This is a genomic window from Streptomyces sp. NPDC020192 (genome assembly GCF_044388685.1).
In the GTDB taxonomy this organism is placed as follows: domain Bacteria; phylum Actinomycetota; class Actinomycetes; order Streptomycetales; family Streptomycetaceae; genus Streptomyces.
In genome coordinates, this window is sequence record NZ_JBIRXG010000008.1 from 178,827 (window position 1) to 199,695 (window position 20,869).

18 protein-coding genes are annotated in these 20,869 nt (G+C 70.0%); 14 read left to right on the forward strand and 4 right to left on the reverse strand.

What is annotated here, in order from left to right; genetic code table 11:
* Window positions 1-144 precede the first annotated feature (144 nt).
* The 8 genes from ACH47Z_RS17865 to mutM all read left to right on the forward strand — a co-directional run bounded on the left by ACH47Z_RS17865 (window position 145) and on the right by mutM (window position 8,414).
* Window positions 145-3,378: a helicase-related protein gene (locus ACH47Z_RS17865; protein ID WP_399074544.1), complete on the forward strand. Its 3,234-nt coding sequence runs from the start codon at window positions 145-147 to the stop codon at window positions 3,376-3,378.
* A gap of 39 nt (window positions 3,379-3,417) precedes the next feature.
* The gene (rsmD, locus tag ACH47Z_RS17870; protein WP_399074546.1) at window positions 3,418-4,005 is read left to right on the forward strand and encodes a 16S rRNA (guanine(966)-N(2))-methyltransferase RsmD; all 588 of its coding nucleotides are present in this window, start codon (window positions 3,418-3,420) and stop codon (window positions 4,003-4,005) included.
* A gap of 26 nt (window positions 4,006-4,031) precedes the next feature.
* Complete coding sequence (gene coaD / locus ACH47Z_RS17875) at window positions 4,032-4,511, forward strand: pantetheine-phosphate adenylyltransferase (protein ID WP_399074548.1); 480 nt, start codon at window positions 4,032-4,034, stop codon at window positions 4,509-4,511.
* A 57-nt stretch (window positions 4,512-4,568) separates the two neighbouring features.
* The gene (locus ACH47Z_RS17880; protein WP_399074550.1) at window positions 4,569-5,639 is read left to right on the forward strand and encodes a cell division initiation protein; all 1,071 of its coding nucleotides are present in this window, start codon (window positions 4,569-4,571) and stop codon (window positions 5,637-5,639) included.
* Between the two features lie 132 nt (window positions 5,640-5,771).
* Complete coding sequence (locus tag ACH47Z_RS17885; protein WP_399074551.1) at window positions 5,772-6,425, forward strand: YceD family protein; 654 nt, start codon at window positions 5,772-5,774, stop codon at window positions 6,423-6,425.
* Window positions 6,426-6,427: 2 nt separating this feature from the next.
* Window positions 6,428-6,601 (forward strand): 50S ribosomal protein L32, encoded by a 174-nt coding sequence (gene rpmF, locus ACH47Z_RS17890; RefSeq protein ID WP_003951102.1) that lies wholly within the window; start codon window positions 6,428-6,430, stop codon window positions 6,599-6,601.
* A gap of 8 nt (window positions 6,602-6,609) precedes the next feature.
* Window positions 6,610-7,446 (forward strand): ribonuclease III, encoded by an 837-nt coding sequence (gene rnc, locus ACH47Z_RS17895; RefSeq protein WP_399074553.1) that lies wholly within the window; start codon window positions 6,610-6,612, stop codon window positions 7,444-7,446.
* Window positions 7,447-7,553: 107 nt separating this feature from the next.
* The gene (gene mutM / locus ACH47Z_RS17900) at window positions 7,554-8,414 is read left to right on the forward strand and encodes a bifunctional DNA-formamidopyrimidine glycosylase/DNA-(apurinic or apyrimidinic site) lyase (protein ID WP_399074555.1); all 861 of its coding nucleotides are present in this window, start codon (window positions 7,554-7,556) and stop codon (window positions 8,412-8,414) included.
* Here the strand turns inward: mutM and ACH47Z_RS17905 are convergent.
* Window positions 8,387-8,800 (reverse strand): winged helix-turn-helix transcriptional regulator, encoded by a 414-nt coding sequence (locus ACH47Z_RS17905; protein ID WP_399074557.1) that lies wholly within the window; start codon window positions 8,798-8,800, stop codon window positions 8,387-8,389. The genes mutM and ACH47Z_RS17905 overlap by 28 nt on opposite strands.
* 111 nt (window positions 8,801-8,911) lie before the next feature.
* Between ACH47Z_RS17905 and ACH47Z_RS17910 the strand changes: the two genes are divergently transcribed.
* Together ACH47Z_RS17910 and ACH47Z_RS17915 are read left to right on the forward strand one after the other, a co-directional pair.
* Window positions 8,912-9,502: a flavodoxin family protein gene (locus ACH47Z_RS17910; RefSeq protein WP_399074559.1), complete on the forward strand. Its 591-nt coding sequence runs from the start codon at window positions 8,912-8,914 to the stop codon at window positions 9,500-9,502.
* 52 nt (window positions 9,503-9,554) lie between these two features.
* Complete coding sequence (locus ACH47Z_RS17915) at window positions 9,555-10,034, forward strand: GNAT family N-acetyltransferase (RefSeq protein ID WP_399074561.1); 480 nt, start codon at window positions 9,555-9,557, stop codon at window positions 10,032-10,034.
* Between the two features lie 3 nt (window positions 10,035-10,037).
* Here the strand turns inward: ACH47Z_RS17915 and ACH47Z_RS17920 are convergent, their stop codons facing one another.
* The gene (locus tag ACH47Z_RS17920) at window positions 10,038-11,279 is read right to left on the reverse strand and encodes a CAP domain-containing protein (RefSeq protein WP_399074846.1); all 1,242 of its coding nucleotides are present in this window, start codon (window positions 11,277-11,279) and stop codon (window positions 10,038-10,040) included.
* 180 nt (window positions 11,280-11,459) lie between these two features.
* Between ACH47Z_RS17920 and ACH47Z_RS17925 the strand changes: the two genes are divergently transcribed.
* The 4 genes from ACH47Z_RS17925 (at window position 11,460) to ACH47Z_RS17940 (ending at window position 17,838) form a co-directional block, all read left to right on the forward strand.
* Window positions 11,460-11,741 carry an acylphosphatase gene (locus tag ACH47Z_RS17925; RefSeq protein WP_399074563.1) on the forward strand — a complete coding sequence of 94 codons (282 nt, stop codon included), beginning with the start codon at window positions 11,460-11,462 and terminating at the stop codon, window positions 11,739-11,741.
* A 382-nt stretch (window positions 11,742-12,123) separates the two neighbouring features.
* On the forward strand, window positions 12,124-12,327 hold the full coding sequence (locus tag ACH47Z_RS17930) for a hypothetical protein (RefSeq protein ID WP_023546484.1): 204 nt from the start codon (window positions 12,124-12,126) through the stop codon (window positions 12,325-12,327).
* A 247-nt stretch (window positions 12,328-12,574) separates the two neighbouring features.
* Window positions 12,575-16,219 (forward strand): chromosome segregation protein SMC, encoded by a 3,645-nt coding sequence (smc, locus tag ACH47Z_RS17935; protein ID WP_399074565.1) that lies wholly within the window; start codon window positions 12,575-12,577, stop codon window positions 16,217-16,219.
* Between the two features lie 200 nt (window positions 16,220-16,419).
* Window positions 16,420-17,838, forward strand: coding sequence for a sugar porter family MFS transporter (locus ACH47Z_RS17940; protein WP_399074567.1), 1,419 nt, complete (start codon window positions 16,420-16,422; stop codon window positions 17,836-17,838).
* A 370-nt stretch (window positions 17,839-18,208) separates the two neighbouring features.
* Here the strand turns inward: ACH47Z_RS17940 and ACH47Z_RS17945 are convergent, their stop codons facing one another.
* On the reverse strand, window positions 18,209-19,192 hold the full coding sequence (locus tag ACH47Z_RS17945) for an LLM class flavin-dependent oxidoreductase (protein WP_399074569.1): 984 nt from the start codon (window positions 19,190-19,192) through the stop codon (window positions 18,209-18,211).
* Window positions 19,193-19,247: 55 nt separating this feature from the next.
* Entirely contained in the window at window positions 19,248-20,720 is a 1,473-nt protein-coding gene (locus ACH47Z_RS17950) for a cytosine permease (protein WP_399074571.1), read from the reverse strand.
* Window positions 20,721-20,869 lie beyond the last annotated feature (149 nt).

The window sequence follows — 20,869 nt, forward strand, 5'->3', positions numbered from 1 at the left end:
TGCGTGCGGCGCGGGGTCGGGCGGTCCCGGATGGGCCGGTGACCGCGAAAGGATGGCCGGAGCGCGCCATCCTAGGGCCCGAACGACCTGGCTGACCAGGAGTTTCCCGAGACGTATACGGCATTGTCAGTGCCGTGGTGTGCAATGGATCTCGTGCCCGCACTGCAAGAACCACTGAAGCAGCCCCTGAAGTCGGTGCTCGGCCCCGCCACCGCGAAGGTGATGGCCGAGCACCTCGGCCTGCACACCGTCGGCGACCTCCTCCACCACTACCCGCGCAGATACGAGGAGCGCGGCCAGCTCACCCACCTCGCCGACCTCCCCATGGACGAGCACGTCACGGTGGTCGCCCAGGTCGCCGACGCCCGGCTGGCGACCTTCGCCTCCGCCAAGGCCCCGCGCGGCAAGGGCCAGCGCCTGGAGGTCACGATCACCGACGGCAGCGGCCGGCTCCAGCTGGTCTTCTTCGGCAACGGCGTCCACAAGCCGCACAAGGAGCTGCTGCCGGGCACCCGCGCGATGTTCGCCGGTAAGGTCTCCGTCTTCAACCGCCGCCTGCAACTGGCCCACCCGGCCTACGAGTTGCTACGCAGCGACGGCGAGGGCGAGGAAGCCGTCGAGGCCTGGGCCGGCGCCCTGATCCCCATCTACCCCGCCACCGCCAAACTGGAGTCCTGGAAGATCGGCAAGGCGGTCCAGACGGTCCTGCCCACCGCCCAGGAAGCCGTCGACCCGCTGCCGCCGTCCCTCCTCGAGGGCCGCGCCCTCCTCCCGCTCCCCGAGGCCCTGCTCAAGATCCACCGCCCGCACACCAAGGCGGACATCGCCGACGCCCGCGCCCGCCTCAAGTGGGACGAGGCCTTCGTCCTCCAGGTCGCCCTCGCTCGCCGCCGCCACGCGGACGCCCAGCTCCCGGCCGTCCCCCGCACCCCGAAGCCCGACGGCCTCCTCACGGCCTTCGACGACCGCCTCCCCTTCACCCTCACCGAGGGCCAGCAGAAGGTCTCCAAGGAGATCTTCGACGACCTCGCGACCGAGCACCCGATGCACCGCCTGCTCCAGGGCGAGGTGGGTTCGGGCAAGGCCCAGCCTCTTGACTCGCTTGTGCTCACGCCTGCCGGTTTCCGCCGCATGGGGGACTTGGCGGTGGGGGACGAGGTTGTCGCACCGGACGGCGACATCTCGCTCATCGACGGTGTCTTTCCCCAGGGGGATCGTGATGTCTGGCGGCTGACCCTTTCCGACGGAAGCTCCGTCGAGTGTGACGACGAGCATCTCTGGATTGTCGGTACGAGTTGCGGGTGGCACCGTGGCCAAACGCCCAAGGTCATGACGACTCGGGAGATCCGTCTCGACCTTTTCACGGCAAATGGACAATCGAAGTGGTACCTCCCGGCGGCCACCCCGGTTGATCTGGGAGACGATTCCGGACTGCCTCTTGACCCGTATCTGTTCGGTCTCCTTCTGGGAGGCGGCTCATTCCGGCACCACCTGCGTCTCGCCACCGTGGACGACGAGATCCATGACGCTGTGGCGTCAGCCGTGGCACCTGAGTGCCGGCTGGTCCCGGTCAAGGGCTCCCGCTGCGACTACACGATCCAGCTGACACAGCGTGTCGGAGGCGTACGCAATCCTGTGATCCAAACGCTGCGTGACCTGAGCCTCTGGGGTCTGACCTCGCATGGAAAATTCGTTCCCGAGGAATTCAAAAACACCTCGATCAAGAACCGCCTCGCTCTGTTGCAAGGCCTTCTTGACACCGGTGGCACCGTGCAGAGGGACGGCATGAGCGTCTCACTGTGCTCAGCCTCGCGCAGGTTGGCGGACGATGTCGCCTGGCTTGTGCGTTCCCTCGGCGGCCGAGCACGAGTCCTGCCGAAGAAAGACGCCTTCGATGTCTCTGTGGCCCTGCCCGATGAGTACGCTCCGTTCCGGCTTGCCCGCAAGGTCGAACGCGTACGGCCCAGGCCGAAATACAGCACGTTCCGGCGCGGAATTCGCGCTGTTGAGTACGTGGGACGCAAGCCAGTCCAATGCATCAGTGTCGCGCACCACAGCCACGCTTACGTAACTGACAACTTCACGGTGACACACAACACGATGGTGGCCCTGCGCGCCATGCTCGCCGTGGTCGACGCGGGCGGGCAGGCGGCCATGCTCGCGCCCACCGAGGTGCTCGCCCAGCAGCACCACCGGTCGGTCACGGAGATGATGGGCGAGCTGGCCGAGGGAGGCATGCTGGGCGGCGCCGAGCAGGCCACCAAGGTCGTCCTGCTCACCGGCTCCATGGGCGCCGCCGCCCGCCGCCAGGCCCTGCTGGACCTGGTCACCGGCGAGGCCGGCATCGTCATCGGCACCCACGCGCTCATCGAGGACAAGGTCCAGTTCCACGACCTCGGCCTGGTCGTGGTCGACGAACAGCACCGCTTCGGCGTCGAACAGCGCGACGCCCTGCGCGGCAAGGGCAAACAGCCCCCGCACCTCCTCGTCATGACGGCCACCCCCATCCCGCGCACGGTCGCGATGACCGTCTTCGGCGACCTCGAGACCTCCGTCCTCGACCAGCTCCCGGCCGGCCGCTCACCCATCGCCAGCCATGTCGTCCCGGCCGCCGACAAACCCCACTTCCTGACCCGCGCCTGGGAGCGGGTCCGCGAGGAGGTGGCGAACGGCCACCAGGCGTACGTCGTCTGCCCCCGCATCGGCGACGAGGAGGACGATCCGAAGAAGGCGAAGAAGTCCCCCGAGGACGAGGCCGAGAAGCGCCCGCCCCTCGCCGTCCTCGACGTGGCCGACCAACTCGCCAAGGGCCCCCTCCAGGGCCTCGAGGTCGAGGTCCTCCACGGCCGTATGCATCCCGACGACAAGGACGCGGTCATGCGCCGCTTCGCGGCCGGCGAGACGGACGTCCTCGTCGCCACCACGGTCATCGAGGTCGGTGTCAACGTCCCCAACGCCACGGCCATGGTGATCATGGACGCCGACCGCTTCGGCGTCTCCCAGCTCCACCAGCTCCGCGGCCGTGTCGGCCGCGGCTCGGCCCCCGGCCTGTGCCTCCTGGTCACCGAGATGCCCGAGGCCAGCGCGGCCCGCCAGCGCCTCAACGCGGTCGCCGCCACCCTCGACGGCTTCGAACTCTCCCGCATCGACCTCGAACAACGCCGCGAGGGCGACGTCCTCGGCCAGGCCCAGTCCGGCGCCCGCTCAAGCCTGCGCGTCCTGGCGGTCATCGAGGACGAGGAGGTCATCGCGGAGGCACGGGAGGAGGCGACGGCGGTGGTGACGGCGGATCCGGAGCTGCAGCAGCTGCCGGGGCTCCGTACGGCCCTGGACTCGCTCTTGGACGAGGAGAGGGAGCAGTACCTGGAAAAGGGCTGAGAATGAACCGTAAAGCCACCCCACGAAGAAGGACCCCACATGACCCGCGTGATCGCCGGCAAAGCCGGCGGACGGCGCCTCGCGGTACCCCCCGGCACCGGAACCCGGCCGACTTCAGACCGCGCACGCGAGGGCCTCTTCTCCACCTGGCAGTCGCTGTTGGGCGGCCCCCTGGACGGCGAACGCGTCCTCGACCTCTACGCCGGCTCCGGCGCCGTGGGCCTCGAAGCCCTGTCCCGAGGCGCGAGCCACACGCTCCTCGTCGAAGCCGACGCCCGCGCGGCCAGGACCGTCCGCGAAAACGTGAAGAACCTGGGCCTGCCCGGCGCCGAGGTGAGGGCGGGCAAAGCGGAACAAGTCGTCAAAACAGCACCCCCCACCGAGCCGTACGACCTCGTCTTCCTCGACCCCCCGTACGTTGTCACAGATCACGATCTTCGCGAGATTCTCCTCACACTCCGCTCAGGAGGCTGGCTCGCGAAGGACGCCCTCGTCACCGTGGAGCGCAGCACAAGAGGCGGCGAATTCCACTGGCCCGACGGCTTCACACCGCTGAGGTCCCGTCGTTACGGCGAGGGAACGTTTTGGTACGGTCGCGCCGCCTCTACGTGCGAAGACGCACGATGACCGGACCGGAGAGCGAGGGATCACAAGTGCGCCGCGCCGTCTGTCCCGGGTCGTTCGACCCGATCACCAACGGACACCTCGACATCATTGCCCGTGCCTCCCGTCTCTACGACGAGGTCTACGTCGCGGTGATGATCAACAAGTCCAAGAAGGGCCTGTTCGAGATCGAGGAGCGGATCGAGCTGATCCGCGAGGTCACCGCCGACTACGCCAACGTCCGGGTCGAGGCCTTCCACGGCCTCCTCGTCGACTTCTGCAAGCAGCGCGAGATCCCCGCCATCGTCAAGGGCCTGCGGGCCGTCAGCGACTTCGACTACGAGCTGCAGATGGCCCAGATGAACATCGGCCTCACCGGCGTCGAAACGCTGTTCGTGCCCACCAACCCCACCTACAGCTTCCTCTCCTCCTCCCTGGTGAAGGAGGTCGCGGCCTGGGGCGGCGACGTCTCCCACCTGGTGCCCGCCCCCGTGCTGGAGGCCCTGAACAAGCGCCTGCGCAAGGACTGATGGGGCTACAGTCGTCCCGTCCGTCTCCAACCCGGCTGTAGAGAGTGGCGAGCACAGGTGGACGTGCAGAAGAAGCTCGACGAGATCGTCTCCGCGGTCTCAGGCGCCCGATCCATGCCCATGTCGGCGTCCTGCGTGGTCAACCGCGCCGAGCTGCTCGCGATGCTGGAAGAGGTGCGCCAGGCGCTGCCCGGCTCCCTCGCGCAGGCGCAGGAGCTGATCGGCGACCGTGAGCAGATGGTCGAGCAGGCCCGTCAGGAAGCCGAGCGGATCATCTCGAACGCGCACGCCGAGCGCGGCTCGCTGATCTCCGACACCGAGATCGCCCGCCGCTCGCAGAACGAGGCCGACCGGATCCTCGCCGAGGCCCGCCAGGAGGCCGAGGAGGTCCGCGCCGAGGCCGACGACTACGTCGACTCCAAGCTCGCCAACTTCGAGGTCGTCCTCACCAAGACCCTCGGCTCGGTCGGCCGCGGCCGAGAGAAGCTGCTCGGCACCGGCCCCGGCCTGGACGAGAACGGCTACGAGGACGAGGACGCCCCCGAGCGCAGCCAGGACCCGGAGACCCTGCGCCACAACGCCGACGCCTACGTCGACACCAAGCTGGGCGCCTTCGAGGCGGTCCTCGCCAAGACCCTGGAGGCCGTCGGCCGCGGCCGGCAGAAGCTGCACGGCCGGATCGCCACGGACGACCTCGGCGCCCTCGCCGACGACACCACGACCTTCCAGCACTCCAGCGACGCCGACTACCTCGCCGACCTCGCGGCCCTCGCCGAGCAGGACGCCCCGGCCGAGCGCCCGGACCGGCCCGCGCAGCAGCCGTCGTACGAGCCGCAGCCGGCGTACTCGTACGACCAGCGGCAACCGGACCCCTACGGCGGCTTCCCCCAGCAGCCCGCCGCCTACGGCCAGCAGGACCCGTACGGCTACCAGCAGGCCGACCCCTACGCCTACCAGGGCTCCTACGACCCCCAGCAGGCCGCCTACGACCCTCAGCAGGCCCATCAGCAACAGCAGCCCCAGCCGCAGGCCCACCAGGGCTACGCTCTCGACGAGACCAGCCTCTTCGACACGAGCATGATCAGCGCGGAGCAGTTGCGGGCCTACGAACAGGGCCGGGGCCTGTAGCCACGGACCGGATTGGGCTGAGAGCGAAAGGTCCAGTATCCTGGCTCTTCGGTCGCGCGTATGTCCGCGATCAGCGCTGCCCGGAACACCGACGGGCGGCGTCCCTCCGAGCTCAGAAGATCGAAAGCAGGAATGGCCTCCAACGCCCGCCTCGACCACCGCAACCCCCTCGTGTTCGACACACACGAGCTGGGTCGGCGTCCTGGCGCGCTGCAGCGCCTGACCCGCACGATCGACGCTCCCGCCGATCTCGGCATCCAGGGGGTCATCGGAGTGCCGGAAGGCGCCCCGGTGGAGCTCGAGCTCCGGCTCGAGTCGGTCATGGAAGGGGTGCTCGTCACAGGCACCGCCCGTGCACAGGCCGAGGGGGAGTGCGTAAGGTGTCTGGAGCCGGTCGAGCAGGAGCTCGAAGCGGACTTCCAGGAGCTGTTCACGTACCCTGACGCCGACGACCGGGGCCGTGTGATCGCGGAGCCGGGCGACGACGCCGAGGACGACGAGGACAGGTTCTTCCTCGAGGACGGACTCTTCGACCTCGAACCTCTGCTGCGTGACGCGGTGGTGCTCGCACTGCCGATGCAGCCGGTGTGCCAGGAAGACTGTCCGGGCCTGTGCTCCGAGTGCGGAGCGCGGCTCGCGGACGACCCGGACCACCACCACGACGCCGTCGACATCCGTTGGGCGGCTTTGCAGGGACTCGCCGGTTCACTCGAAGACGGCGAGAAGGACGAGATGAGCGGCGGCGCGCTTCCATCAGCGCACGCCGACGAGAAGCAGGAGAAGTAGCCGTGGCTGTTCCGAAGCGGAAGATGTCGCGCAGCAACACGCGCCACCGCCGGTCGCAGTGGAAGGCTGCGGTCCCCACCCTGGTTGCGTGCGAGCGCTGCCACGAGCCCAAGCAGCAGCACATCGCGTGCCCGTCTTGCGGCACCTACAACAAGCGCCAGGTCCTCGAAGTCTGAGCGGGCTGGTGAGAGGCACTGTGTCCACGCCCAAGAAGAGTTCCTCCCGTGCGAGCGGGAGCCCAGCGGACAATCAGGCCTCGTCCCATACGCTTCTGGAAGGGCGGCTCGGCTACCAGGTCGAGTCCGCCCTTCTGGTGCGTGCGCTGACCCACCGTTCGTACGCGTACGAGAACGGCGGTCTGCCGACCAATGAGCGGCTGGAGTTCCTCGGGGACTCCGTGCTCGGCCTGGTCGTCACGGACACGCTGTACACCACCCACCCCGACCTGCCCGAAGGCCAGCTGGCCAAGTTGCGGGCCGCGGTGGTCAACTCGCGTGCGCTGGCGGAGGTCGGCCGCGGCCTCGACCTGGGCTCCTTCATCCGGCTCGGCCGCGGTGAAGAGGGCACGGGCGGCCGGGACAAGGCGTCCATCCTCGCCGACACCCTGGAAGCGGTGATCGGCGCGGTCTATCTCGACCAGGGCCTCGACGCGGCGTCCGAGCTGGTTCACCGGCTCTTCGACCCGCTGATCGAGAAGTCCTCCAACCTCGGCGCAGGCCTGGACTGGAAGACGTCCCTGCAGGAGCTGACCGCGATCGAGGGGCTCGGCGTGCCCGAGTACCTGGTCACGGAGACCGGCCCCGACCACGAGAAGACCTTCACTGCTGCCGCCCGCGTCGGAGGCGTCTCGTACGGCACCGGCACCGGCCGCAGCAAGAAGGAGGCGGAGCAGCAGGCCGCCGAGTCCGCCTGGCGGGCCATCAAGGCCGCTGCGGACGAGCGCGCCAAGGCGGCCAACGAGGCCAAGGAAGCCGACGAGGCCGCCGCCGAGGACGGCGAGGCGTCCTCCGCCCCCGCCTGATCACAGCAGTACCGAAGCAGCACCGAGCGCCCGCCCCGCCGTTCACGCCGGGGCGGGCGCTCAGCTCGTCCACCGCTTGTGTACGACCGCTCCGTACGGGGGTCCCGATGCCCGAGTTGCCCGAGGTCGAGGTCGTCCGGCGCGGCCTCGCGCGCTGGGTCGCCCACCGCACCGTCGCCGAGGTCGAGGTGCTGCACCCGCGTGCCGTACGCCGGCACGTCGCGGGCGCCGACGACTTCGCGCACCGCCTCAAGGGCCATCACATCGGCACCCCCAGCCGGCGCGGCAAGTACCTGTGGCTGCCGCTGGAGGAGACGAACCAGTCCGTCCTCGCCCACCTCGGCATGAGCGGCCAGCTGCTGGTGCAACCGCACGAGGCGCCGGACGAGAAACACCTGCGCATCCGCGTCCGGTTCGCCGACTCCCTCGGCACCGAACTGCGCTTCGTCGACCAACGCACCTTCGGCGGGCTGTCGTTGCACGACAACACTCCCGACGGCCTGCCCGACGTCATCGCGCACATCGCCCGCGACCCCCTCGACGAACTGTTCGACGACGAGGCCTTCCACCAGGCGCTGCGCCGCAAGCGGACCACCATCAAACGGGCCCTGCTGGACCAGTCGCTGATCAGCGGGGTCGGCAACATCTACGCGGACGAGGCGCTGTGGCGCGCCCGCGTCCACTACGAGCGTCCGACCGCCGGCTTCACCCGCCCGGTCACGACGGAACTCCTCGGCCACGTCCGGGACGTGATGAACGCGGCCCTCGCCGTCGGCGGCACCAGCTTCGACAGCCTGTACGTCAACGTCAACGGCGAGTCGGGCTACTTCGACCGGTCCCTGGACGCGTACGGCCGTGAGGGCGAGCCCTGCAAGCGGTGCGGTACGCCGATCCGCCGCCGGCCCTGGATGAACCGGTCCAGCTACTTCTGCCCGAAGTGTCAGAGGGCGCCGCGCGTCTCGTCGTAACGCGCGCGTGCCGCCAGCACGTCGTCCATCGAGCCCTCCACGTAGTGGATGAGGGCGAGCAGCCGCTCGGCGACCTGGCGGCCGAGCGGAGTCAGGTCGTAGTCCACGCGCGGCGGGTTCGTCGACTGCGCCTCGCGGTGCACCAGGCCGTCGCGCTCCAGCGCGTGCAGCGTCTGGGACAGCATCTTCTCGCTCACTCCGTCGACCCGGCGGCGCAGTTCGTTGAAGCGCAGCGACCCCTCGTACAGCGCTCCGAGCGTCAGCCCGCCCCAGCGGCCCGTGACGTGCTCCAGCGTCGTGCGTGACGGGCAGGCCTTGGCGAAGACGTCGTAGGCGAGGTTTTCGAGGCCGTCGCGGTTGTCGTGCTCCTGCGTGGTGGCGGTCATGGCCGTAAGCGTACGCGGGTGCAGCGCTAACCACCAGGTTGCACTAACCTAAAGTTAGTGCTTTCCTGTGGTCACTGCTGTTGAGCTGCCCATTTCGAGGAGTCTGTTCGAATGTCCGTCGTAACCCCTGTCGTTTCCATCGCCTACCACTCCGGCTTCGGCCACACCGCCGTCCTCGCCGAGGCCGTCCGCGCCGGGGCCGCCGACGCGGGTGCCGAGGTGCACCTGATCAAGGTCGACGAGATCACCGACGAGCAGTGGGAGACGCTGGACCGCTCCGACGTGATCGTCTTCGGCTCGCCCACCTACATGGGCACCGCCTCCGGCGCCTTCCACGTCTTCGCCGAGGCCACCTCCAAGCGCTGGTTCGGCCAGGACTGGAAGGACAAGCTGGCCGCCGGCTTCACCAACTCGGCCTCCAAGAGCGGCGACAAGCTGCACACCCTGCAGTTCTTCCAGACCCTCGCCGCCCAGCACGGCATGCACTGGGTGAACCTCGGCCTGCTCCCCGGCTGGAACGCCAGCACCGCCTCGGAGAACGACCTCAACCGCCTCGGCTTCTTCGCCGGCGCCGCCGCCCAGAGCAACAACGACCAGGGTCCCGAGGGCGTGCACAAGGCGGACACAGCCACCGCCGAACACCTGGGCCGGCGGGTGACGGAGACGGCGCGCGTGTTCGCGCAGGGCCGGATCGCGGCCTGAGGCCGCCGAAAATCCGGGGACGCGGGCAGGCCGGGAAACGTACAGTCCCGGCATGCCCGAGCTGCAGCCGCTCCGCCCGGATCATGCCCCCGCGCTCCTCGCCTTCGAGCAGGAGAACCGGGCGTACTTCGCCGCGTCCGTCCCGGACCGGGGTGATGAGTACTTCGCCCGGTTCGACGAGATGCTGCGCGCCCGGCTCGCCGAGCAGGAGACGGGCACCTGCTTCTTCCACGTGGTGACCGGCGCCGACGGCGACGTGCTGGGGCGGGTCAACCTCGTGGACGTGGCGGACGGCGGTGCCGACCTCGGATACCGCATCGCCGAGCGCGCCGCCGGCCGGGGGCTGGCCACCTGGGCCGTGCGGGAGGTTGCCGCCCTGGCCGCCGAGCGGTACGGACTGACCGTCCTGAGGGCGGCCGCCAGGATCGACAACGCGGCCTCGCGGGCCGTACTGGCCCGCACCGGCTTTGTCGTCGTCGGCGAGACGCGGCTCAGCGGCCGCCCCGGACTGTCGTACAGCCGGAGTCTCTGAGCGTCAGTAGCCGAAGTCCTGGGTCCACCAAGGGCCGCCGGGGCCGAGGTGGACGCCGACGCCGAGGGTCTTGAAGTCGCAGTTCAGGATGTTGGCCTTGTGGCCGGGGCTGTTCATCCAGGCCTGCATCACGGCCGCCGCGTCGGCCTGGCCGCGGGCGATGTTCTCGCCGCCGAGGTTGCTGATGCCGGCCGCGGCCGCCCGGTCCCACGGCGACTTGCCGTCCGGGTCGGTGTGGTCGAAGAAGCCCCGCGCGGCCATGTCGTCGCTGAACGACTCGGCCAGCCTGGTCAGTGAGGAGTTCGCCGACAGCGGGCTGCAGCCGACCTTCGACCGCTCCTGGTTGACGAGCTTCAGCACTTCCGCCTCGGCGGCGGTCTGCGCCGGCACCTTCACCGGCGCGGCACTCGGCGCGGGCGCCTTGTGCGCCGTACGCGACGGGGTGCTCTTCGGCTTGGACGCGGTCACCGACGGCGTCGGCTTCTCGGACGCCGTCTTCGACGGGGTGGGCGTCGGGGCGGCCGACTCCGAGGGGGAGGCCGACGGGGTCGGGGACTCCGGGCGCGAGGAGGTCCGGCTGGTGCCGGTGCCGGCCGCGCGGCTGTCGGCGCTGCCCGACGTACCGCCCTGCTCGGCCGCCGTGTTGCTCGGCGAGGTCGCCGCCGGTATTCGCTCGCCGCCGGTGGTGTCCGTGCTGCCACCGAGCCGGTAGTGCCCCAGACCCGGCACCACGCCCGTGGCCACCGCGGTCGTGCCGAGCGCGAGGGCGGCGGCCGTACCGAGCAGCCCCGTGCGCACCGGGCGCGCGGCCCGCTTCCGGCGCCGACGGCCGGGGGAGGAGTCGCCGGCCGGGGTGAACCCGCCGCCGGCGCCCGCACCGCCCGCCGGGCCGTCCGCGCCGCCCGCGAACAGATAGGCGTGGGCCCTGGTGTTCGCCTCCTCGTAGGCCTCGGGGTTCAGATACGGCGCGATGCCCCTGGGCGCCTGGCCACGCGCGTACGACCGCCGCGCGTACGGCTCCTGGGAGTACGACCCCTGCGGGTACGGCTCCGGCGCATACGACCCCTGCGCATACGACCCCTGCGGGTACGGCTCCGGCGTGTACGGGACCGGCTTGTAGTACGGGATCGGCGGGTTCGGGTCCTGGGGGCCGTCGCTGCCGGTCGCGGAACCGTTCGGGTGCGTGACCCCGGTGGCGCGGCCCCTGGCGGCGCGGCCGGCGGCGGAGCGTCGGTGGCGTCCCATGTCCTGGCCCTCTTCCTCGTCCTCGCGGGCGACCCGCTGCCAGTCGGCGGTGACTCCCTCTGGCCAACCCGGCTCACTCGATCGAGTGAGTTTCATATGAGATTCATCGGGTCGGGACGGTACCGCATGCCGCTCTCGGGCGATGTGTGCCGAGCGACATCGGCCGGTTAGGTTGCACCCATGAGCGAGGATGTACGACTGGTCGCCTGGGTGCGTGGACGCGTGCAGGGCGTGGGTTTTCGCTGGTTCACGCGTGCCAAGGCGCTGGAGATCGGCGGCCTGAGTGGTTTTGCTCTCAATTTGGCCGACGGCCGCGTTCAGGTGGTCGCGGAAGGGGCACGCGAGGGCTGCGAGGGGCTGCTCGACTGGCTCCAGGGCGACGACACGCCCGGGCGCGTGGAAGGCGTCACCGAGATCTGGGACACACCCCGCGGCGGCTACGACGGCTTCGACATCCGTTGACCCAGGGCGCGCGAGGCCGCACGGGCGGGCGGGCGCGGCGCCACCGGGGCGCGTGCCGTCGGAGGAAACGGCCTGGTGGTTGCCAAGAACGGCCCGGCATGGCAGGCTCCGCAGGAACTGCTGATCGTCACACCCCCAGGCACCGGAAGAGTCGCCGCGCCGCCGATTTCCCGGCCGTGTGCCCCCGGTTCGCCCGCCAATACGGGGCGTGATCGTGTTGACCGTCAAACTTTTTGGTGAGACGCTGAAAGCCCCGCGCACCTTAGCTGTTTGGCATGAAGCAACAGCAGAGCAACACCCGGATGTGCCAAGCACCGCGGGTGCGAATCCCTCACGACCCACACCGCATCGGTCGGTCACTCAGTGTGGAGGACCATCCATCATGGCAAAGGCGCTTCTCGGTTACGTCGGCGGCTCCGACCCTCGACTCCTCGCCGAGATGCGACGGCTGCAGCAGCGTGTCCAGGACCTGGAGTCCGAGCTCGTACGGATCCAGGCGGAGAACGACGCGCTGACGGCTGCCGCCTCTCAGGACAGGATCATGGAGAGCATCGACGCACACCAGGCGGAGCCTGCGCTCACCTGATCACTGCATCGCTCCACAACAGCAGTCGCAGCGATCGGGCTGCCGTTATCAACCGCTCAGTTGATCGGACGGCTGCAACCCAGCCGTCGTAAGAGTTGCAAGGGACGCTTCGGCGTCCCTTCGTTCTTTCCCCGCGCATCCTTTCACCCTCTTTAACGTACGGTGTGCCCTGCATGTTCACTGGCGAAACCGCGCGGTTGCGAGGGTTCGTGGAGTGAGATAGCGGCGCCCGGTAGAGTCCAGCGGCGTGCACCTCAAGGCCCTGACCCTCCGTGGGTTCAAGTCGTTCGCCTCGGCGACCACACTCCGGTTCGAACCGGGCATCACGTGTGTCGTCGGACCGAACGGCTCGGGCAAGTCCAATGTCGTGGACGCGCTCAGCTGGGTCATGGGCGAGCAGGGTGCCAAGTCGTTGCGCGGCGGCAAGATGGAGGACGTCATCTTCGCCGGCACCACCGGCCGCCCGCCGCTGGGCCGCGCCGAGGTGTCGCTGACCATCGACAACTCCGACGGCGCGCTGCCCATCGAGTACGCCGAGGTCACCATCACGCGGATCATGTTCCGCAACGGCGGCAGCGAGTACCAGATCAACGGCGACACCTGCCGCCTCCTGGACATCCAGGACCTCCTCTCCGACTCCGGCATCGGCCGCGAGATGCACGTCATCGTCGGCCAGGGCCAGCTCGACTCCGTCCTGCACGCCGATCCCATGGGCCGCCGCGCCTTCATCGAAGAGGCCGCGGGCGTGCTGAAGCACCGCAAGCGCAAGGAGAAGGCCCTTCGCAAACTGGACGCGATGCAGGCCAACCTCGCGCGCGTGCAGGACCTGACGGACGAACTGCGCCGCCAGCTCAAGCCCCTCGGCCGCCAGGCGGCGGTGGCGAGAAGGGCCGCCGTCATCCAGGCGGATCTGCGGGATGCGCGCCTGCGCCTGCTGGCAGACGACCTCGTACGCCTGCGCGAGGCCCTGAAGGGCGAGATCGCGGACGAGGCGGCCCTGAAGGAGCGCAAGGAGGCGGCCGAGCAGGAGCTGAAGAAGGCCCTGCAGCGCGAGGCCCTGCTGGAGGACGAGGTACGGCAGCTGCAGCCTCGCCTGCAGCGCGCCCAGCAGACCTGGTACGAGCTGTCCCAGCTGGCCGAGCGGGTCCGCGGCACGATCTCGCTGGCCGACGCGCGCGTGAAGAGCGCGACGTCCGCGCCCCCCGACGAACGCCGGGGCCGCGACCCCGAGGACCTGGAGCGCGAGGCCGCCCGCATCCGTGAGCAGGAGGCCGAGCTGGAGGCCGCCCTGGACGCGGCCCAGCACGCCCTGGACGACACGGTCGCCCACCGGGCCGAGCTGGAGCGGGAACTGGCCGTCGAGGAACGCCGGCTCAAGGACGTGGCCCGCGCCATCGCCGACCGCCGCGAGGGCCTCGCCCGGCTGACCGGCCAGGTCAACGCCGCCCGCTCCCGCGCCGCCTCCGCCCAGGCCGAGATCGACCGGCTGGCCGTGGCCCGCGACGAGGCCCAGGAACGGGCGGTCACGGCACAGGAGGAGTACGAGGCCCTCAAGGCCGAGGTCGACGGCCTCGACGCCGACGACGCGGGCCTCGCCGAACAGCACGAGGCGGCCAGGCGCCGGCTCACGGAGGCGGAGGCCGCCCTCAGCACGGCCCGCGACGCCCTCACCACAGCCGAACGCCGGCGCGCCGCGACCCAGGCCCGCCAGGAGGCCCTCGCTCTGGGGCTCCGCCGGAAGGACGGCACCGGCATACTGCTCGGCGCCCGAGACCGCCTGACCGGAATCCTCGGCCCGGCGGCAGAACTCCTGACGGTCACCCCGGGCTACGAGATCCCGCTGGCGGCAGCCTTCGGCGCGGCCGCTGACGCGATCGCCGTATCGACCCCTGCGGCGGCGGCCGAGGCAATCAGACTGCTGCGCAAGCAGGACGGCGGCCGAGCGGCATTGATCCTGGCGGGAGAGGACGCGCCCCGCAGGGGCGCGGGGCAGCATCAATATCCGGCTCCGCCGCGGGGCGCGAGCAACCACAACACACCCGCAGCCGCCGAACTCTCCGCCACTGCACCCCCCGGTGGGCGCTTCGCAGCCGACCTGGTCCGCGGCCCCACCGAGCTGATGCCCGCCATCCAGAGCCTCCTGCGAGGAATCGTGGTCGTCGGCACCCTGGAGGACGCCGAAGACCTGGTCTACGCACACCCGGACCTCACCGCCGTCACCACCGAAGGCGATCTCCTGGGCGCCCACTTCGCTCACGGCGGCTCCGCCGGGGCGCCGAGCCTGCTGGAGGTGCAGGCCTCCGTGGACGAGGCCGCGGCCGAGCTGGAAGAGCTGGCACGGCGGTGCGAGGAACTCACCGAGGCGCAGCGGGCGGCGGCGGAACGGCGTACCGAGGCCGCCACCCTCGTAGAGGAACTCGGAGAGCGGCGACGGGCCGCGGACCGGGAGAAGTCGGCCGTCGCCCAGCAGCTCGGCCGGCTCGCCGGGCAGGCGCGCGGTGCCGCCGGGGAGGCCGAGCGGTCCGCAGCGGCCGCCGCCCGTGCGCAGGAGGCGCTGGAGAAGGCCGTACAGGAGGCGGAGGAGCTGGCGGAACGGCTCGCCGTGGCCGAGGAGAAAGCCCCTTTCGGGGAAGAAGGGGCGGAGGAGCCGGACACCTCCGTGCGCGACCGGCTCGCCGCCGACGGCGCCAACGCGCGGCAGACCGAGATGGAGGCCCGGCTCCAGGTCCGCACCCACGAGGAGCGGGTCAAGGGGCTGACCGGGCGGGCCGACTCGCTCGACCGGGCGGCCCGCGCCGAACGCGAGGCACGCGCGCGTGCCGAGCAGCGCCGGGCCCGGCTGCGGCACGAGGCGGCCGTCGCCGAGGCCGTCGCCTCCGGCGCCCGGCAGCTGCTGGCGCACATCGAGGTGTCCCTCGCCCGCGCCGAGCGGGAACGCTCCGCCGCCGAGGCCGCGAAGGCGTTGCGGGAACAGGAGTTGACCACCGCACGCACCCGGGGCCGCGACCTCAAGGCCGAGCTGGACAAACTCACCGACTCCGTCCACCGCGGTGAGGTGCTCGGCGCCGAGAAGCGGCTGCGGATCGAGCAGTTGGAGACCAGGGCGCTGGAGGAGCTGGGCGTCGAACCGGAAGGGCTGGTGTCGGAGTACGGTCCGCATCTGCCCGTGCCGCCCTCGCCACCGGCCGAGGGTGAGGTGCTGCCCGACGACCCCGAGCACCCGCGCAACCAGCCGAAGCCGTTCCACCGGGCCGAACAGGAGCGGCGGCTCAAGGCGGCCGAGCGGGCGTACCAGCAGCTGGGCAAGGTCAATCCGCTGGCGCTGGAGGAGTTCTCGGCGCTGGAGGAGCGGCACAAGTTCCTCAGCGAGCAGCTGGAGGACCTGAAGAAGACCCGCGCCGACCTGCTTCAGGTGGTGAAGGAGGTCGACGAGCGCGTCGAGCAGGTCTTCACCGAGGCGTACCGGGACACGGCCCGCGAGTTCGAGGGTGTCTTCAGCCGGCTCTTCCCGGGCGGTGAGGGACGGCTGATCCTGACCGATCCCGACAACATGCTCACCACCGGCGTGGACGTCGAGGCCCGCCCGCCGGGCAAGAAGGTCAAGCGGCTCTCCCTGCTGTCGGGCGGCGAGCGTTCGCTGACGGCGGTCGCGCTGCTGGTGTCGATCTTCAAGGCCCGTCCGAGCCCCTTCTACGTCATGGACGAGGTCGAGGCCGCGCTGGACGACACCAACCTCCAGCGGCTGATCCGGATCATGCAGGAGCTGCAGGAGGCCTCGCAGCTGATCGTGATCACGCACCAGAAGCGCACGATGGAGGTCGCCGACGCGCTCTACGGCGTGTCCATGCAGGGCGACGGCGTCTCGAAGGTCATCTCGCAGCGCCTTCGCTAGCGCAGCCATTCAAGATCAACTCACTCTGTGTTCAAGAAGTGAACACAGAGCCCTCGGGCATATCGAAAAGCTCACAGCTGTTGAGCTATTGACTTCGAAACTTGAAGGCATATTCTCTGCAACGTTGCTTTTACCTTCAGGTCCTACCTGGAAGGGCTCGACCCAACCCGGCAGCGTTGCCGTGGCCCGAGGAGATACACGTGACCAGCACGACGCAGGCACCTCAGTCAGGAGCCAGAACGGCTCACCCCGAACACCTCGGGCACGTCATCTTCATCGCGGCGGCTGCCGCCATGGGCGGCTTCCTCTTCGGATACGACAGCTCCGTGATCAACGGCGCCGTCGAGGCCATCCGCGGCAAGTACGACATCGGCTCCGCGGCCCTCGCCCAGGTCATCGCGATCGCCCTGATCGGCTGCGCCATCGGCGCCGCGACCGCCGGCCGCATGGCGGACCGGATCGGCCGCATCCGCGTCATGCAGATCGCCGCCCTGCTGTTCACGGTCAGCGCCGTCGGCTCGGCCCTGCCCTTCTCACTGTGGGACTTCGCCCTCTGGCGCGTCGTCGGCGGCTTCGCCATCGGCATGGCCTCCGTCATCGGCCCGGCCTACATCGCCGAGGTCGCCCCGCCCGCCTACCGTGGCCGGCTCGGCTCCTTCCAGCAGGCCGCGATCGTCGTCGGCATCGCCATCTCCCAGCTGGTCAACTGGGGCCTGCTGAACGCCGCCGGCGGCAACCAGCGCGGCCACCTGATGGGCCTGGAGGCCTGGCAGGTCATGCTCGGCGTCATGGTCGTCCCGGCCGTCCTCTACGGCCTGCTCTCCTTCGCGATCCCCGAGTCCCCGCGCTTCCTGATCTCCGTCGGCAAGCGTGACCGCGCCCGCGAGATCCTCGCCGAGGTCGAGGGGGAGTCCACCGACCTGGACGCCCGCGTCACCGAGATCGAGCACGCGATGAAGAGCGAGCACCAGTCGACGTTCAAGGACCTGCTCGGCGGCGGCTTCTTCTTCAAGCCGATCGTCTGGATCGGTATCGGCCTGTCGGTCTTCCAGCAGTTCGTCGGCATCAACGTCGCGTTCTACTACTCCTCGACGCTGTGGCAGTCGGTCGGTGTCGACCCGACGGAGTCGTTCTTCTACTCCTTCACGACGTCGATCATCAACATCGTCGGCACCGTGATCGCGATGATCTTCGTGGACCGCGTCGGCCGCAAGCCGCTGGCCCTCATCGGCTCCGTCGGCATGGCCGTCGGACTGGCGCTGGAGGCCTGGGCGTTCTCGTACCACCTCGTCGACGGCAAGCTGCCCGCCGCCCAGGGCTGGATCGCCCTGATCGCCGCCCACGTGTTCGTCCTCTTCTTCGCCCTGTCCTGGGGTGTGGTCGTCTGGGTCATGCTCGGCGAGATGTTCCCGAACAAGATCCGCGCCGCCGCGCTGGGCGTGGCCGCCGCCGCGCAGTGGATCGCCAACTGGGCCATCACCGCGAGCTTCCCGTCGCTGGCCGACTGGAGCCTCTCCGGCACCTACATCATCTACACGGTCTTCGCCGCGCTCTCCATCCCGTTCGTCCTGAAGTTCGTCAAGGAGACGAAGGGCAAGTCGCTGGAGGAGATGGGCTGACCCTCCGCCCGGAAGCCCCGTGAACTCGGGGAGCAGGGCCAAGTCCCCGCTGCCCTCTCCCCGTACCGTCCGCCGCCCCCGCCCCGGCCACTGCCCGGAGCGGGGGCGGCGGTGTCGTACGGCCCCTGCGCCGCAGGGCACCCTCGTCGTCAGTGGCGCCCGGCGTAGTGATCAGCATGCTGCCAAAGCCTTCGGCCGCACTGCCGCGCCTGCGCGAGCTGCTCACCCACGACGACGCATCACGGCCAACCATGCCCCGGCCTGCCCGGACCGGATGGGACCCCCTCGCGGCCCCCGGCCCTGCCCCGGCGCGGTGGCCGGTTCCGGAGCATCGACCACGACGAGGCACTCCAGCGGCGCGGCCGCGCCCTCATCGCACGGCTCGCTCCTCCAGCGCCGGAAGCACCCGCTCCGCGAAGAGCCTGAGGCTGCGCCGGCCCTCCTCCACCGGCATCCCGCCCGCCAGCGGATGCAGGACGAGACTGTCCAGGCCCTGCGCCACGCACTGCTCCGGGGTGAGGATCCGGTACACGCCCTCGGCCCGCAGCTCGTCCACCGTCGTGGCCGCCGACTTCACCGCCGAGCGGATCTGGCCCGACTGCCAGGAGGCGTACGTCCGTGCCTCGTGCAGGAAGTGCTCGCCGTACACGGCCCACGCCCGGTCCGGGTCCTCGGCGATGTGCAGCAGCGGGGTCTCGGCGGCGGGCATCATCGTCCAGCCCTCGGTGCCGTACTCGGTGAGCTTCTCCTTGTAGTACGCCTCCAGCTCCGGCAGATGCGCGCTCGGGAAGAACGGCAGGCCCAGCCGGGCGGCCCGGCGGGCGGCGGCCCTGGAGGAGCCGCCGACCAGCAGCAGGGGGTGAGGGGTGGTGAACGGGCGTGGGGTGAGCCGTATTCGGCGGCCCCGGTACGTGAACTCCTCACCGGACCACGCCTTCAGCAGTGTCTCCAGCAACTCGTCCTGGAGTCGGCCGCGTTGCTTCCAGTCCACGTCGAACAGGGCGTACTCCTCGGGCCGGTAGCCGATCCCGGCCACCGTCACCAGCCGCCCGCCGCTCAGCAGGTCGAGTACGGCGATCTCCTCGGCCAGCCGCAGCGGATCGTGCAGCGGGCCGATCACCGCCGACACCGTCACCGCGATGGTCCGGGTCGCCCCGAACACCGCGCCGGCGAAGGCGAACGGCGACGGCAGCCAGTTGTTCGCCGCGCCGTGGTGCTCCTCGGTCTGCACGGTGCTGATCCCGTGCTCGTCCGCGTACGCGGCCATCTCCAGGGCGGCCCGGTAGCGGGCGGAGAGCGCGGCGGGGGTGGCCCCGGGAGCGACGAGATTGAAACGGACGACCGTGACGGGCATGGGAGAGTCCCCCTCCGGTACGACTCGGTGGAGGGGGACGGTAGCTGACGGAGCGTCAGACGGCCAGGTCCGCAGACTCCTTGGTCTCCGCGGCGCCCTCCGCGACCGGCTCGGCCGCGGGCGCCGGCTCGGTCACCGCCGGCTTCGGCAGGACCAGGTACAGCAGACCCGAGATGACGATCGTGGCGACCCAGCCGAGGCCGTACTCGCCGATGACGTTGTTCTTCGCGAGCGGGCCGGTGAACCAGTCCGAGGTCGTGAACATCAGGCCCGAGACCAGGCCGATCGCCCAGGAGGCCACGGCCGCGGGGGAGAAGCCGCCCTTGTACCAGTAGGCGCTGGTGCGGGTCGTGTCGGTCATCGCCCCGCCGTCGTACTCGGTACGGCGCAGCATGTCCGCCCCGAAGACGCCGACCCAGGCGGAGAAGGCGACCGCGAGCAGCGACAGGAAGGCGATGAAGGAGCCCATGAAGCTCGTCGCCACCAGCATCAGCACGCCGCCGAAGACCAGCGAGATCACGGCGTTCACCGAGACCGCCCAGTGCCGCGGCACCTTGAAGCCGAGGGTCTGCGCGGTGAAGCCCGCCGAGTACATCGACATCGAGTTGATCAGCAGCATGCCGATCAGCGCGATGAACAGGTACGGCACCGCGATCCACGTCGGCAGGATCTCGCCGAGGAAGGACACCGGGTCGGTCGCCGAGGCCAGGTCCGGCGTGGACACCGCCATCACCGCGCCCATCAGGACCATGGGCAGCACGACGATGCCGGCACCGCCGACCGCCGTACCCACGATCGCCTTCGAGGATGCCGTGCGCGGCAGGTAGCGGGTGAAGTCCGGCGCCGTCGGGATCCAGCTGACACCGCCGGCCGCGATCATGCCGACACCGGTTATCACTGCGGCCGTGGAGCCGCCGCCGTGGTGCAGCACCTTCGACCAGTCGGTGTTCGCCACCAGGTAGACCAGGACCAGCACCGAGAAGACGCCGAAGAGGTAGGTGGCGTACTTGTTGCACTTCTGCACGGCGTTGATGCCGAGCCCGGAGATCGCGAAGGTCGCGACGACGAAGATCAGCAGCATCACCATGTCCAGCACGCTGTTCGCCTTCAGGCCGAACAGGATGTCCACGATGGTGAGCATCGCGTAGGCGCCGGTCACCGCGTTGATCGTCTCCCAGCCCCAGCGCGCGACCCAGATCAGCGAACCGGGCAGCAGATTGCCGCGCTGGCCGAAGACCGCGCGCGACAGCGCCATGCCGGGCGCGCCGCCCCGCTTGCCCGCTATGCCGATCAGCCCGACGAGGCCGTACGACACGACCGGCGCGGCCACGGCGACCACGAGCGCCTGCCAGATGTTCAGGTGGTACGCCACGACGAGGCTCGCACCCATCGTCAGCAGCAGCACGCTGATGTTGGCACCGACCCAGGTCGGGAACAGCTCACGGGTCTTCGCGGTGCGCTCGTGATCCGGGACCTGCTCGATACCCCGGGTCTCGAGAGCGCCTTCGGTCTCGACGGTTTTGCTCATGAAAAAGGGACCTGCCGTGGGGGGAAGGGGACGGTCGGGACTCTACGCGCGTCGACAGAGCCGCCACCATCGTACTTTGCTCCCACTCCTTGCTTTAAGTGGCGTTTGTCTCTCGGAGGAAGCCACAAAAGGGCTCCTGTCGTAACCCA